Source organism: Streptomyces sp. SCSIO 75703 (assembly GCF_036607905.1).
Taxonomy (GTDB): domain Bacteria; phylum Actinomycetota; class Actinomycetes; order Streptomycetales; family Streptomycetaceae; genus Streptomyces.
Genome location: NZ_CP144555.1, coordinates 6,679,702 through 6,693,949 on the forward strand (window position 1 = coordinate 6,679,702; position 14,248 = coordinate 6,693,949).

14 protein-coding genes are annotated in these 14,248 nt (G+C 73.2%); 10 read left to right on the forward strand and 4 right to left on the reverse strand.

Annotation, left to right across the window (positions count from 1 at the left end; translation table 11 throughout):
• The first annotated feature begins 71 nt into the window (after positions 1-71).
• Entirely contained in the window at positions 72-1,286 is a 1,215-nt protein-coding gene (locus tag VM636_RS29430; protein ID WP_338486145.1) for a sensor histidine kinase, read from the forward strand.
• A complete protein-coding gene (locus VM636_RS29435) occupies positions 1,283-1,921 on the forward strand; it encodes a response regulator transcription factor (RefSeq protein WP_030419870.1) in 639 nt (212 codons plus the stop codon). The genes VM636_RS29430 and VM636_RS29435 overlap by 4 nt, the downstream gene beginning before the upstream one ends.
• 138 nt (positions 1,922-2,059) lie before the next feature.
• Here the strand turns inward: VM636_RS29435 and VM636_RS29440 are convergent, their stop codons facing one another.
• Complete coding sequence (locus VM636_RS29440; RefSeq protein ID WP_234312554.1) at positions 2,060-2,497, reverse strand: DUF3817 domain-containing protein; 438 nt, start codon at positions 2,495-2,497, stop codon at positions 2,060-2,062.
• Positions 2,494-4,689, reverse strand: coding sequence for an MMPL family transporter (locus VM636_RS29445; protein WP_338486150.1), 2,196 nt, complete (start codon positions 4,687-4,689; stop codon positions 2,494-2,496). The genes VM636_RS29440 and VM636_RS29445 overlap by 4 nt, the downstream gene beginning before the upstream one ends.
• 136 nt (positions 4,690-4,825) lie before the next feature.
• Between VM636_RS29445 and VM636_RS29450 the strand changes: the two genes are divergently transcribed.
• The 8 genes from VM636_RS29450 (at position 4,826) to VM636_RS29485 (ending at position 13,561) form a co-directional block, all read left to right on the forward strand.
• On the forward strand, positions 4,826-5,434 hold the full coding sequence (locus VM636_RS29450) for a TetR/AcrR family transcriptional regulator (protein ID WP_338486152.1): 609 nt from the start codon (positions 4,826-4,828) through the stop codon (positions 5,432-5,434).
• Positions 5,435-6,322: 888 nt separating this feature from the next.
• Positions 6,323-7,750 carry an MFS transporter gene (locus VM636_RS29455; protein WP_199809368.1) on the forward strand — a complete coding sequence of 476 codons (1,428 nt, stop codon included), beginning with the start codon at positions 6,323-6,325 and terminating at the stop codon, positions 7,748-7,750.
• The gene (locus VM636_RS29460; RefSeq protein WP_053914343.1) at positions 7,743-8,582 is read left to right on the forward strand and encodes an alpha/beta hydrolase; all 840 of its coding nucleotides are present in this window, start codon (positions 7,743-7,745) and stop codon (positions 8,580-8,582) included. The genes VM636_RS29455 and VM636_RS29460 overlap by 8 nt, the downstream gene beginning before the upstream one ends.
• A 20-nt stretch (positions 8,583-8,602) precedes the next feature.
• Positions 8,603-9,760 carry a hypothetical protein gene (locus VM636_RS29465; protein ID WP_338486155.1) on the forward strand — a complete coding sequence of 386 codons (1,158 nt, stop codon included), beginning with the start codon at positions 8,603-8,605 and terminating at the stop codon, positions 9,758-9,760.
• Positions 9,761-9,779: 19 nt separating this feature from the next.
• Positions 9,780-10,565, forward strand: a complete 786-nt coding sequence (locus tag VM636_RS29470) for an aldolase/citrate lyase family protein (RefSeq protein ID WP_030419865.1) — start codon at positions 9,780-9,782, stop codon at positions 10,563-10,565.
• 2 nt (positions 10,566-10,567) lie between these two features.
• Positions 10,568-11,371 (forward strand): FCD domain-containing protein, encoded by an 804-nt coding sequence (locus VM636_RS29475; RefSeq protein WP_338486157.1) that lies wholly within the window; start codon positions 10,568-10,570, stop codon positions 11,369-11,371.
• A 36-nt stretch (positions 11,372-11,407) separates the two neighbouring features.
• On the forward strand, positions 11,408-12,295 hold the full coding sequence (locus VM636_RS29480; RefSeq protein ID WP_051821277.1) for a class II fructose-bisphosphate aldolase: 888 nt from the start codon (positions 11,408-11,410) through the stop codon (positions 12,293-12,295).
• A gap of 12 nt (positions 12,296-12,307) precedes the next feature.
• Entirely contained in the window at positions 12,308-13,561 is a 1,254-nt protein-coding gene (locus VM636_RS29485) for a four-carbon acid sugar kinase family protein (protein WP_338486159.1), read from the forward strand.
• Positions 13,562-13,643: 82 nt separating this feature from the next.
• Here the strand turns inward: VM636_RS29485 and VM636_RS29490 are convergent, their stop codons facing one another.
• Both VM636_RS29490 and VM636_RS29495 read right to left on the reverse strand, forming a co-directional pair.
• Entirely contained in the window at positions 13,644-13,910 is a 267-nt protein-coding gene (locus tag VM636_RS29490; protein WP_030419861.1) for a metal-sensitive transcriptional regulator, read from the reverse strand.
• 66 nt (positions 13,911-13,976) lie between these two features.
• The gene (locus VM636_RS29495; RefSeq protein WP_030419860.1) at positions 13,977-14,237 is read right to left on the reverse strand and encodes an anion permease; all 261 of its coding nucleotides are present in this window, start codon (positions 14,235-14,237) and stop codon (positions 13,977-13,979) included.
• Positions 14,238-14,248: the final 11 nt, after the last annotated feature.

Consider the following 14,248-nt stretch of genomic DNA (forward strand, 5'->3'; position numbering starts at 1 on the left):
AAAGACGGCACGCGGGTTCTCACTTTCGATGGAGGCCCCCGCGATCCCGCCTCCGTAGCCTGGGAGGCACTGTGAACGCTTCCGTCCCCGCCCTGACCCCGACGACCCGGGCCCTGGCCTGGTGTCTGCACCTGCTGATCATCGGCCTGCTCGCCCTCGCCGCCGTGCGGGCCGCAGTCGACGGCCTCCCCCACGCCGGGGCGGTCGCCGCCGCGGCGGCGGCGTGCGGCCTGGTGTACGCCGCGGGGCCCTTCCTGCCCCGCGTCCGTCTCTCCCGGCCCCTCGCCGCCTGGTGGCTGGCCGCCGTGGGCGCCGGGTGGCTGGTGCTGCTGGCCCTGTCCGCCGACGCCGTGTGGGTGGCGTTCCCGCTGTACTTCCTCCAACTCCACCTGCTCTCGCGCCGGGCCTCGCTGGCCGCCGTGGCCGCCACCGCCGTGGCCGCGATCACCGGCTTCGCCGCCCACGCCGGCTCCTTCGGCGCGGCCGTCGCGATCGGTCCCGTGCTCGGCGCCGCCGTCGCCGTCGCGGTGGTGTGGGGCTACCAGGCCCTGTACCGCGAGAGCGAACAGCGCAGGCGGCTGATCGAGGAGCTCACGGCCACCCGCGCCGACCTGGCCAGGGCGCAGCACACCGCGGGGGTGCTGGCGGAACGTGAGCGTCTGGCCCGCGAGATCCACGACACCCTCGCCCAAGGGCTCTCCAGCATCCAGTTGCTGTTGCGCGCCGCCGAACGGGCCCTGCCCGGCCGGGCCGACTCCGCCGTCCGCCATGTGGCGGCGGCACGCCAGGCCGCCATGGACAACCTCGCCGAGGCCCGCCGCTTCGTCGCCGCCCTCACCCCTCCCGACCTGGAGGGCACCACGCTGGCGGACGCCCTGGAACGCCTGTGCGCGACCACCAGCGCCCGGCACCGCATCACCGCCCGCTTCCACAGCACGGGTGACCTGACCCCCCTGCCGACCGCGTACGAGGTCGCCCTGCTGCGGATCGCCCAGTCCGCCCTCGCCAACACCGTGCGCCACTCCGGGGCCACCAGGGCGGAGGTCACCCTCAGCCACCTCGGCGACCACATCGCGCTCGACGTCATCGACAACGGGTGTGGCTTCGCCACCGACGGGCTGCCCGCGCCCGACCCCGCGAGCGGTGGCTTCGGCCTGCCGTCCATGCGTGCCCGCGTGGACGCCCTGGAGGGCACCCTGACCATCGAATCCGCGCCCGGCCACGGCACCGCCCTGGCCGCCCAGTTCCCTCTCCACCAGCCCACCGAGAGCGAGGCCCGCCCGTGACCGACGACGTACCCATCCGCCTTCTCCTGGCCGACGACCACCCCGTCGTACGCGCCGGACTGCGTGCCGTGCTGGAGACCGAGCCCGGCCTCGTCGTCGTGGCGGAGGCCGCCACCGCCGAGGACGCCGTCACCCGTGCCGCCGAGGGCGACATCGACGTCGTCCTCATGGACCTGCAGTTCGGCAAGGGCATGGGCGGCACCGAAGCCACCGCCCGGATCACGGCCCGGCCCGGAGCGCCCCGCGTGCTGATCGTGACCACCTACGACTCCGACGCCGACACCCTGCCCAGCATCGAGGCCGGCGCCACCGGCTACCTGCTGAAGGACGCTCCGCCCGAGGAACTGGCCGCCGCGGTGCGCACCGCGGCGGCGGGGCGCACCACGCTGGCGCCCAGCGTCGCGGACCGGCTCATGAACAGGCTGCGCACGCCCGGCACCGCTTTGACCCGGCGCGAGGGCGACGTCCTCGCTCTGGTCGCCGACGGCCTGTCCAACCAGGCCGTCGGCGACCGGCTCCATCTCACCGAGGGGACCGTCAAGTCCCATCTGGCCCGCATCTACGCCAAACTCGGCGTCGACTCGCGTACCGCCGCCGTGGCCGCCGCCATCGACCTCGGCCTCATCCGCCGGTGACGTCCGGCCCCCCGGCACACCGACCGGTGTGCCGGGGGGCCGGGTCCCGGGCCGAGGACCCGTTGCCTTCTTCCGTACCGGCCGGGAGCCGTCCGGTTCCGGCCCGTACGGCGGGGTCACGCGCGAGGGTGGCGCACGTCAGCGGGTTCCCCGGTCCTTCGGCGGCCGCGCGTGGAGGGGCGCCGTCCGGTCGGCCGGGCCGGGCCCGTCGGCCGCGGTCGCAGGGTGCGGTGGGCGGCCGGCCGGCCGGGGGAGACGGCCGGTGCGGCGTGCCCAGACCTCGAAGGCGACGGTCGCGAACGGCGGGACCGAGGCGGCCAGGGCGAACAACGTCGTCCAGCGCAGCGGCCACTTCAGGCGGACGGCGACCCAGACCGTGAGCGCCGTGTAGACGAGGAAGACGGCGCCGTGCAGGCTCCCGAAGATCCGCACGCCCATCTCGGTGGTCTCGGTGACGTACTTCAGGTACATCCCCGCCAGCAGCCCGGCCCAGGTGACCGCCTCGGCGGTCGCGACCACGGAGAACCAGCGCGCCTCGGCCGCTCCGGCGCGTGCCGCACGGGGGGTCCCGCTCATGCCGTGCCCCCGGCCGTCGGTGCCGCGTGCGCCGTGGCGGGGTTGCCGCCCGACCGCCCCGGGTGGCTCATGCGCGTCGGCCACAGGGCTCGGTCGCCGAGGAGCCGGACGAGGGAGGGGACCAGCAGCGGCCGGATGACGAAGGTGTCCAGGAGGATGCCGAAGGCCATCGCGAAGCCGAACTGGAACAGCTCGCGGATGGGCTGGGTCATCAGTACGGCGAAGGTGGCGGCCAGGATGAGGCCGGCCGAGGAGACGACGCCGCCGGTGCGGGTGACGGCGGCCTTCAGCGCCGGGGCCGCCTGGGCCACGCGTGCCTCCTCCTTGAAGCGGCTCATGATGAAGATGTTGTAGTCCACACCGAGGGCGACGAGGAAGACGAAGACGTACGCCGTGACCCGGTTGCCTATCCCGTCGTCACCGAGGACCGTCACGGTGACGAACGTGGTCGCGCCCATCGTCGCCACGAACGACAGGACGAGGGTGACGACGAGGTAGACGGGGGCCAGGAGCGAGCGCAGCAGGAGGGCGAGGACTCCGGTCACCACGGCCAGGACCAGGGCGAGGATCCAGACGGTGTCGCGGTCGAGGGCGGAGCGGATGTCGGCGGTCTGGGCGGTCTCGCCTCCCACGAGTGCTTCCGCTTCCGTGACCCCGGCGCGTTCCGCCGCCGTCTGCGCGGACTTGCGGAGGGGCTCGACCGTGTCGAGCGCCTCGGGGGAGTAGGGGTCCTGGTCGAGGACGACCTGGAAGGAGGCCGTGTGTCCGTCGCGGCTGAGCTGCGGTCGTTCGCCCACGTCGGCGACCCCGTCCACCCGGGCCAGGGAGCCGGCGATGTGGGAGGGCGCGTCCGTGGCGCGCAGGTCGTCGCCCCCGCGGACCAGGACGGTGACGGGTGCCAACGCGCCGGGGCCGAAGGCGTCGCGTACGAGCGTCCGGCCGTGCTCCGACTCGGTGTCGACGCGGAAGCCGCTGACGAAGTCGAAGCTCTGCTGGTAGCCGGCCAGACCGGCGCCCAGGGCCACGAGGACCGCGAGGACGGCACTGGTGACCTTGACCGGGGCGCGGGTCACGAGGTCGGCGACGTAGCGCCACAGGGAGCCGCCGCGGCTGCGCTCGGCTGCCTTCCGCACACCGCCGGGCCAGAAGACGCTCCGCCCGAGGAGCAGGACGACGGCCGGCACGAAGGTGAAGGCCACCAGCGCCATGACGGCCACGCCGAGGGCCAGGTACGGCCCGAATCCGCGCAGGGACGGCGATACGGCGACCAGCAGCGCGAACATGGCGAGCACGACGGTCGAAGCGCTGGCCAGGACGGTCTCGCCGACACCACGCATGGCGGTCTGCATCGCCCGGTGCCGGTCGGGTTCGTCCAGGAGCGCCTCGCGGTAGCGGGCGGTGATGATCAGCGCGTAGTCGGTGCCCACGCCGAAGAGCAGAACGGTCATGATCGAGGCCGTCTGGGAGCTGATGCCGAACCAGCCCGCGTCGGCCATGAGGGCGCCGAGGGTCTCCGAGACGCGCATGGCCACTCCGGCGGCGAGCAGCGGGATCAGCGCCAGCAGGGGAGAACGGTAGATGGCGAACAGGAGCACCAGGACGAGCAGCACCGTGGCCAGCAGCAGGATCCGGTCCCCCTGGCTGAACACCGCGACCGTGTCGGTGGCGATGCCGGCGGGGCCGGTGACGGCGACCTCGGCGCCGTCGGCCTGGTCGCGCGCCAGTTCGCGGACCTTCCCGACGGCCGTACGGAACGATTCGTCGGAAGGGCTGCCCTCGACCGGAACGAGCAGGAGCTGGGTGCCGCCGTCGCCGGAGACCAGTCCTTCCGCGGCCCGGGGGTTCCCGGCGGCGGACACGACGCCGGTCACCTGCCGGGGCCGGTCGGGACCGGTCAGGGCGCTCGTGATCCGTTCCACGGCCTGGGCGGTTCGTTCCCGGTCGCCGTCCGGCCCGCGGACGACGATCACCGCGGGGAGGGCGTCCTGTCCGGGGAACTCCTCGCGGACGAGGTCACGCGCCCGCATGGAGTCCGAGGCGGCCGGAGGGAGGTTGGCGGTCGTGTTGTCCTGAACGGACTTGAGGTCGGGGGCGAGCTGGGCCAGGAGTCCCGCGAGGAGGACCCAGAAGAGGACGACCACGGAGGCGCGTTTCCTGGTGGCCAGGAAACATCGGAGAATGCTGGTGTACATCGGGGCAGCCTTCGATGGGAGACTTAGCGACAGGGGTGTCTCTAAGATTCCCGCAAGCTAGCAGTCGCCTCGGAGCAGGAGCAACTCAGGGCAGCTCGGCGCGTGCACCGTGCCGGCGGATGATGTTGGGGAGCAGATGCCGAAGATCGAGGCCGGGAGCGTTCGCGAGCACCGCGCCCAGCGGTTGAACCGGCTCGTCGACGCGGCCGAGGCCATCGTGGCCGAGAAGGGGATCGAGGCGCTCACCGCGGGTGAGGTGGCGGCGCGGGCGGGGATCGCCCGGAACAGCATCTACCGGTACTTCGACTCGATCGACGACCTCATCGAGCTGATCGTGACCCGGGAGTTTCCCGCGTGGGTCGACGCGGTCGCGGGGGCGGTCGACGCGGAATCGGACCCGGGCGCCCGGGCCGTCGCCTATGTGCGGGCCAACCTGGAGCAGGCGGCGCGCGGCACCCACGGATGGCGGGCATCGCTGTCCCGGGGGTCGCTGTCCTCCTCCGGCCGTGAGCGGGTGCGGGAGATGCACACGCGCCTGCACGACATTCTCGGCGAGGTTGTCGACGAACTCGGCGTACAGAAGCCCGAGTTGACGGTAGCGGTGATACAGGCCGTGGTGGACGCGTGCATCCGCAGAATCGACCGCGGCGACGACCTCGGCGAGGTCCTGCCGTTCGCCTCCCAGGCGACCGAGAGGCTCCTCGCCCCCGGTGGCGGCCCGGATTCCTCGGGCCCCTCCCGGTGAGACCCCGGGGTTCTCGGCGGGGCCGCGGCACCCTTGGGCGGGACCGGGCGGTGCGCACCGCTCCGCCGGGCTCGGCGGCCCCGGCCGGCTCGCCGGCGGACCCGGTCCGGGCGGAACGGCAAGGAGGCGCGGCGGTACCGGCCGGACGATGAGCCGGCCCTCCGCCGGCCGAACGGAGGTGCTCCGGTCTCCCGGGGGGACGGTGTCGTCCGCCTCCGCCACTCAAGGGGGACTCCCGGATGCGCCGAGCCGTGCGGGGGCTCCGGGAGCGCGGTGCGACACGAGCGAACGGTCACCCGCGTCGTCCCCGCCCCGGCCGGGCTCGCGGCGGGGCCGAGACGTCCTCGGCGGCCGGCGGGCCCGCCGGGCGGGCCGCGGGGCGCCGGTGTTCCCGCGGGTGTGCTCGACGGCATGCGGCCGCGGCCGGGGGCGCCCCGTGGTCGCCGGGGGCGGGTCCCCCTCCCCGTGAGTCCGGCGGCCCGCAGGGGCTCCATGGCGCGGCGACGTGCGACTCCGCGAGGCGGCGTGGGCCCCCGGCGGCGCCGATCCGGCGGCTCTCGTCGCGCCGAAGGGCTTCTGGCGCTCGTCGAGAGAGCGCCGCGTGCCCATCCCGTCCTCGCCGGGGCACCCCGCCGGAGTCCTCGCGCACAGGGCCGGCGCGGTGGCCCCCGGAGGCTCGGACCGCGGTCCCTCGTGCGCGCTCCGTCCGGTTTCCCCGTCGCCTGGTGGACGCGGTCCGGCCGCCCTGACGCCTTGCCACGCGAACACCGAACATAACGTAAAGGTCACGAAGGTGGTCGACCGGTGGACCACTGTCGGAAGTCTTCGCTACGTTTCCCGCATCCGAAACCGGAACGATCGGGTCACCAGCAGACTTGGACGCCCTTGATGAATCCTCTCTCCACGGCACATGAGGGCCACCACGGCCCCGCCGCCCCCCAGGTGCCACTCAAGACCATGCGCAAGGCCGTGCTCGCCGGCGTGGTCGGCAACTACACCGAGCAGTACGAGTTCGGTGTCTACGCGGCAGTCACGCCCGTGCTCGCCAAGGTCTTCTTCCCCGAGGGCGACGCCCTGGTCGGCCAGCTCGCCGTATTCGCCGGCCTCGCGGTCGGCTTCCTCATCCGGCCGCTGGGCGGCTTCATCTTCGGCCGGATGGGCGACCGGATGGGCCGCAAGAAGATCCTCTCCCTCACCATCATCCTGATGGGCTTCCTCACCGCGCTGATCGGCATACTGCCCACCTACGCGGCCGCCGGATTCCTGGCGCCCTGCCTGCTGCTCGTGCTGCGCCTGGGCCAGGGCCTGGCAGCCGGCGGCGAGTACGCGGGCGCCGTCTCCTTCGTGGTCGAGTACGGCCCCTCCGACCAGCGTGCCCGCTACACCTCGTTCGTGTCGATCTCCGTCTTCGCCGGGTTGCTCACCGGCACCGCCCTCACCTTCGGACTGACCGCCCTGCTGGGCAACGGCGCCATGGTGGACTGGGGCTGGCGCATCCTGTTCCTCCTCGCCCTGCCGCTCACGATCGCCGGGTTCTACCTGCGCCGAGCCGTCGAGGACACTCCCGAGTTCCGGCGGCAGCAGGAGATGCAGGAACGGGCCAGGGAACTGTCGGAGGAACTGCCGGCCACGACGATCGCGCAGACCCTGCGGACCCAGTGGAAGCCGATCCTGGTCTTCTCCGGATTCGCCATGACCAACGCGGTGTTGTCCTACACCTGGACCGCCTACATCCCCGCCTACCTCCAGAGCACGGCGGGCCCCGGCCGGCCGCTCAGCCTGGACCTGTCGGTCCTGTCCACCAGCATCGCGCTGCTCGTACTGCTCCCGCTGCTCTACCTCTCCGGCCGCCTCTCGGACCGGATCGGCCGGAAGAAGATGCTGCTCGCCGGCTGCGCCACGCCACTGGTCATCGTCCCGCTGGCCTTCCACATGGTGAGCGCGCGCACCTTCGAAAGCGCGGTCCTGGCCCAGCTCGTCTACCTGGTCCCCATCTTCTTCATCGCCGTGTCGGTGACCGTGTGCCTGGCCGAGATGTTCCCGACGAAGATGCGCTACACCGCCGGTTCCATCGCGTTCAACCTGGCCTTCTGCATCTTCGCGGGCACGGCGCCGTTCATCGCGAGCGCCTTGGTGGACGCCACCGGGACGATCATGTCCGTGGCCGTCTACGTCTGCGTCGTCTCCTTCGTCTCGCTGCTGGTGGTCGCCTTCTGCTTCAAGGAGACCTACCGCAAGGACCTGGCCCACGACGACTACAACCCCGAGCTGAACCGGCTGGTGAACGAGCCCGTCGCGGAGACCGGCCGTGCCTGACCCCTCGACGGACCGGGCCGACGCGACCGTCTCGCCCGAGGGCCCTTCCGGGGGACGGCCCGAAGCCCTGCCGCCGCTGGTGCTCCTGCCCGGCATGCAGTGCACCCGGGAGTTGTTCGCCCCGTTCGTGGCGGCGCTGCTCGGCCACCGGCCCGGTACCCGGATCAGCGTCCGCCCGGTGACCGAGGCCACCCACGTCCGGGCGGTCGGCGCCGCGGTCGCCGGCTTCGACCGCCCGGTGATTCTGGTCGGACACTCGCTCGGCGGCACGGTCGCCCTGGCGGCGGCGCGGCTGCGGCCGGACCGGGTCGCGGGCGTGGTCACCCTCTGCGCCAACCCGAGGGCGCCGCGGGCGGACCAGATCCAGGCATGGCAGGTGCGACGGGCCCGCGTCACCGACCCGGAGCCGGGAGCGGACGCCGATCCCCCGGTCGAGCTGCTGATCGGCCCCGCCCGGGACGCCGCCTCCCCGAGCCGGCACCGCGTGGCGGCGCGGCTGTGCCGCCGGATGGCGGACGCCACCGGCGCCGCCCGCCTCGGCCGGCAGCTCACGCTCCAACTGGAACGAGTCGACGAACGACCCGGCCTGGCGCGATTCACCGGACCGGTCCTGGCCGTCGGAGCCGAGGACGACCTGCTCGTCCCGCCGGAGCGCTCCCGGGAGATCGCGGCCGCCGCCCCGCGTGGCGCCGTACGCATCCTGCCGCGGGCGACGCACATGGCGCCGCTGCTCGCCCCGGACCTCGTCGCCGCGACGGTGACCACCTGGCTGGAACGGGAGTTCGGCCAACCCGGCGAGAGCCCCACCGCCCGGCACGCATGCCGGACCTGACCACGACAACGGAGGCAAGAATGACCCACAACCCGACGATCAGCCAGGCCGAACTCGATCGGCGCACCATCCGCCGCGGTGACCTCGTCTCCTGCGACAACGCCTTCATCGACTGCCGCACCCCGGGATCCGACCGCAAGGAGAACTACGCCCTGATCGGCAGCGGGGTCTCCCAGAGCGCCGGCCAGCTCATCAACCTCCGAGAGGACCACGGCTACAACATCGGCGCGGCGGCGATGCCCAACGGCGTGACCAACTCCCTGCACATGCACTTCACGGCCGAGGTCTTCTTCAACTTCCGCGGCACCTGGCGGTTCCGCTGGGGCAAGGACGGCAAGGGCGGGGAGTACGTCTCCTCCGAGGGCGACATCATCACCGTCCCGACCTGGATCTTCCGGGGCTTCACCAACGAGGGCGCCGACGACGGCTGGTTGTTCACCGCGCTCGGGCAGAACGACACCGGCGGGATCATCTGGGGCCCCTCGGTGCTGAACGAGGCCGAGGGCCACGGGCTCTACCTCACCGCGGACAACCGGCTGATCGACACCGTCGCCGGCGACGAGCTGCCCGAGGACACCCACCTCATCCGTCCGATGCCCGAGGACATCGTCAACAGCCTGCGGGAGTACTCCGCCGAGGAAATGCGCGGGCGGATCACCACCGCGGCCGACCGCGTGTTCCACGCCGAACCGTTCCTGTGCTCCACGCTGCCGGGCGGCGGCGCCGAACTCGCCGCGGTGATCGGCTACGGCATGGCCGAGGACCGTGACATCACGCCCAGGGTGTCCAACCCGCACTCGTTCAACGTGGCCTGGCTGCGGGCCCGGCCCGGCGAGGGCATGCTGCGCCACTGGCACGCCGAGACACAGGTCCTCATCGTGAAGAGCGGGGTCTGGAAGGTCGGGCTGAACCAGGGGAGCGACGTGGTCGAGGTGACCCTGTACCCGGAGGACACCCTGTCGGTCCCGCCCCACGCGTGGCGCACCCTCCACGCCGACTCCGCCGCCGACGGGGACGACTTCGCCGAACTGGTGGTCGTCAACGGCGGCGACGCCCGGGTCCGCCTGCACTGGGCACCGGAGGTCTGGCGGGAAGCCACCGAGAAGGGCCTCTCGCGTGACGCCGACGGCTACGTCGCGCCCGTGTTCCTGCTGGCCATGACGACCGACGACGACTGAACGGACAGGACCGAAACCCATGCGCAGCAACGCGGTGCGTCAGCTCATCGCCAGCGGCGGGACGGCCGTGAACGGATGGGTGTCCGGCGACGGAACCTACGCCGCCGAGGTGCTCGCCCACTCCGGGTTCGACAGCGTCACCCTCGATGCCCAGCACGGCATGTTCGGCCGGGACCGGCTGGTGCCCCTGCTCCAGGCGGTGTCCGCGGGGCCGGCCGTGCCCATGGTCCGGCCGTCCCGGATGGACGTCGCCGAGATCGGCTGGCTCCTCGACGCCGGCGCCTACGGGATCATCGCACCCTCCGTCGACACCCCCGGGCTCGCGGAGCAACTGGTCGACGCCTGCTTCTACCCGCCGCGCGGAACCCGCTCGTTCGGTCCCTCGCGGGGCCTGTTGTACGGCGGGGCCGACTACGTCGCCCACGCGGAGGGAACGATCATGCCGTGGGCCATGATCGAGTCCGCCTCGGCCGTGTCGCACCTCGACCAGATCATGAGCACCCCGGGGCTCTACGGCGTCTACCTGGGCCCCAACGACCTGGCGCTGGACCTCGGTCTGCCCGCGGGCGGGGCGATCTCGGGCCGCGTCGCCGAGATCGCGCACCAGGTGGTCGAACGCGCCCACGCCCACGGCCTGGCGGCCGGGCTCTTCTGCCGGGACGGCGCGGAGGCCGCGCACTGGGCGCGGGCAGGCTATGACCTGGTCACCCCCGGCAACGACATGTCCTATCTTCGGAGCGCAGCCGCAGAGCGCCTGGCCTGCGTGCGGGGCACCCAGCCCGTGATGCGATCCGGAGGATACTGACCATGAGCAGCCGGCACAGTCACAACGGTTCGGGCGGCAGGCGAGCCGCCGGTTCGGCGAGCCCGTCGCCGCTCGCGGCGATGGGCTCCGGGAGCCGGCGTCCCGCCGATCCGGGGACGAGTGTCGAGCTGACCCAGCGGCTGCTGCGCGTGCTGGCCGAGGGCGGCCTGCGCCCCGGGCAGCGCCTGCCGGGAGAACGGGCCCTGTCCGAGCAGATGGGCGTCGGCCGCACCGCCATGCGGGAGGCGCTGAAGTCGCTCACGGTGCTCGGCTTCCTCGAAGTACGCCAGGGCGACGGGACCTTCCTCACGACGAACACGTCCAACCTGCTGCCCCGGATCGTGGAGTGGGGGCTCTTCCTGGGCGACCCGTCGATCGACGCGCTCATCGAGGCCCGTGCCGAAGTGGAGGTGTCGCTGGCCGGACTGGCGGCCCGGCACGGGGACGCCGCCGCCCGCGGTCGCGTCGAGCAGTTCTTCACCTTCATGGAGCTGGCGACCGCCGCCGAGGACGCCGAGCGGTTCGCGAGTGCCGACATCTCCTTCCACCTGGCCATCGGCGACGCGAGCGAGAACCCCGTCCTCGCGGGGGTGCTCGTCAACATCCGCAGCCTGCTTCGCTCCTGGACGGAGAAGGTACTGGCGTCCGAGGTACGGCTCGTCGACTCCCTGGAGCTGCACCGCCCCATCGCCGAGGCCATCCGCGACCAGGACGAACCCGCCGCCCGTGCCGCCATGGCCGCCCACATGGGGACGGCCGTGGCCAACCTGCGCCGGGCACGTCGCGACCGGCCCGGCTCACCCTGACCCATCCACCACCCAGCAGAACGGAACGCACCGACGATGCACCATGGCTTTCGCGAGCACATCCGCGCATTTCGCGCGCGGGGAGCCGCGGTCCCCGCCTTCACCGCCTACGACCTGGCCACCGCCACGGGGGTCGTCACGGCCGCCGAACGAGCGGGGGTGCCCGTCATCCTGCTCGTCTCGCCGAGCACGGCCGCAACCCGGTACGGGCACGGCCTGGTGCGCTCCCTCAGGGCCCTCGCCGACGCGTCGCCGGCCCCGGTGGCCGTGCAACTGGACCACGCCACCGACCTCGCGCTGATCCGGGCCACCGTGGAGGCGGGCGCCCACGCGGTGCTCGCCGACGGCTCCCGCGAGGGGTACCAGGCCAACCTCGACTTCGTCCGGGCCGTGCGGCGACACCTGGACGACGACGTCATCGTCGAGGCCGAACTCGGCCGGATCGACGGCAACGAGGACGTCGCCCTGTCCGCCGACGGCCACGGTGCCGCGCTCACCGACCCGGACGAGGCCGCGCGCTTCGCCGACGCGACCGGCGTCGACCTGCTCGCGGTCTCCGTCGGCAACGTGCACGGCTTCTACCGCGGTGTCCCGGCGCTCGACCTGGACCGGCTCGCGAAGATCGCCGCGGCGACCGACGTGCCGCTGGTGCTCCACGGCGCGTCCGGGCTCCCGTCCGACGTCATCACCGCGGCGATCGACACCGGGGTGTGCAAGATCAATGTCAACACCGAGCTGCGCCGGGCCGTCTTCGCTCATCTGGAGGAGGCCACCCCGGCGCACGCGGTCGGACTGGATCTCGACAGCTTGCTGGCCGGCTGGGTCGAGGCGACGGCCGTCACCGCCGCCGAGACGATCGCCTCGTTCCGGGGTGACCACCGCCCCGCCACGGACAGCGGCGCCGCTCCCATCCACCGCTCGTGAAGAGGAACCATCGTGACCAAGACCGTCGTGCTGGACGACGACCCCACCGGAACCCAGTCGGCCAGTGGCGTCACCGTCCTGCTCACCTGGGACGCGGACACGATCGCCCAGGTCCTCCGCGACCATGACGCGGTCTACCTGCAGACCAACAGCCGGGCGATCTCCGAGGCCGACGCCGTCGCGCTCTGCCGTCGCGTCGCCGGAGAGATCGCCCAGGTGGCGACGGAGCTGGCCGAACACGTCGACGTGGTCCTGCGCGGCGACTCCACGCTGCGCGGTCATGTCTTCGCCGAGACGGACGTGTTCGTCGGGGACGACAGCCCGATCCTGTTCCTGCCCGCGTTTCCCGCCGGAGGACGTACGACGCGGGACGGCGTGCACTACGTCGGCACCGCGGCCGGGGACGTCCCCGCGCACGAGACGGAGTACGCCCGGGACCCCGTGTTCCCCTTCCGCTCCAGCGACATGGTGGCGTACGTGCGGGAACTCGGCGGGCGGGAGGCCGTCTCGGTGCCGCTCGACGTGCTGCGCGCCGGCGGTGGATCGGCCGTCGCCGAGGCGCTGCTGTCCGCTCCCGGGCGCAGCGTGGTCGCCCCGGACGCCGTCACCGACGAGGACATCGACCTGGTGCACGCCGGTCTGTCGCGGGCGCGGAGCGCCGGGCGGCGCGTCGTGGTGCGCTGTGCGGCGCCGTTGGCGGCCCGGTGCGCGGGCGCGGTGAGCGCGGGACTGCTGCCGGCGCCGGTGAGCAGGCCGGCCGGGCCGGTGCTGGTCGTCTGCGGGTCGCACACCGACGGGGCGACCGCCCAGTTGGCGCGGCTGACCGCGGCCACGGGTGTCGTACCCCATGCGATCGACACGGACGCCGCGTTGCTCGATCCGCGCAGGGCCGGACGGGCCGTGGTGGACCGCGTTCGCGCGGACCTGGCGACCCGGGGTCTCGCGATCGTCTCCTCCAGCCGCTCCCGCCGGCCGGCGGACAACACGCTGAGCCACGGTGAGCGCGTGATGACGGCGTTGACCACGGCCGTCGACGCCCTGGCCGACGACGCGGCCGTGGTCGTCGCCAAGGGCGGCATCACCTCCGCCGAAGTGGCTCGGACCGGCCTGGGGGCGCATGCCGCCCGGGTGCGGGGGCAGATCCTGCCGGGGGTGTCGGTCTGGGACCTCACGACACGGCGCGGTGACCGCGTCTACGTGGTGGTGCCCGGGAACGTCGGCGGCCCGGCGACGCTGGCCGACATCGCGCGCTTGCTCGGCGCCTGACGCCCCCGATCTCGGCGGCGGAGCAACCCGGGGGCCGGGACTTCGTCGTCCGGTGCACCGCGACGGCAGGGAGGGAGGTGTCTCAGGACAGGGAGAGAAAGAGCCTCTCCATCTTGCGGGTGTCGAGGCTGTCGGCTCCGCCCTCGCGGGTCAGGCACTCCTTGAGGCCGCCGGCGACGATGGCGAAGCCGGCCCGGTCCAGGGCGCGGTTGACCGCGGCGAGCTGGGTGACCACGTCCTCGCAGTCCCGTCCCTCCTCCAGCATGCGTACCACGCCGGCGAGTTGACCCTGGGCCCGCTTGAGGCGGTTGGCGGCCGACCGTACCTGGTCGGCGGGGAGCTGGACCATGGGGGCTCCGTTCAGGCGGGGGGACCGGGAGGGCGGGGAGAGGACCGGATCGTCCTGTCTCTCCCCTCACCCACGCGAACACTCGGACGGGCCGGAAGATTCCGTCGGCGCCCGCACCGCCGTCACGAGGGCGGCCAGGACGAGGTCGGGGACGTCACCGCCGACGCGCCCGCCGGTGTGGGCGCCGGCCGCCCCGGACGGGACGCCGGTGCGCCGGCGGACCCGTCCGCCGTGGGCGTGGGTGACCACGCCCACGGCGGAGGTGACGCCGACGACGGACAGGGAGGTCGCGACGGCCTCCTCGACGTCCGTGCCCGCGGCGTACACCGGCAGCGGAA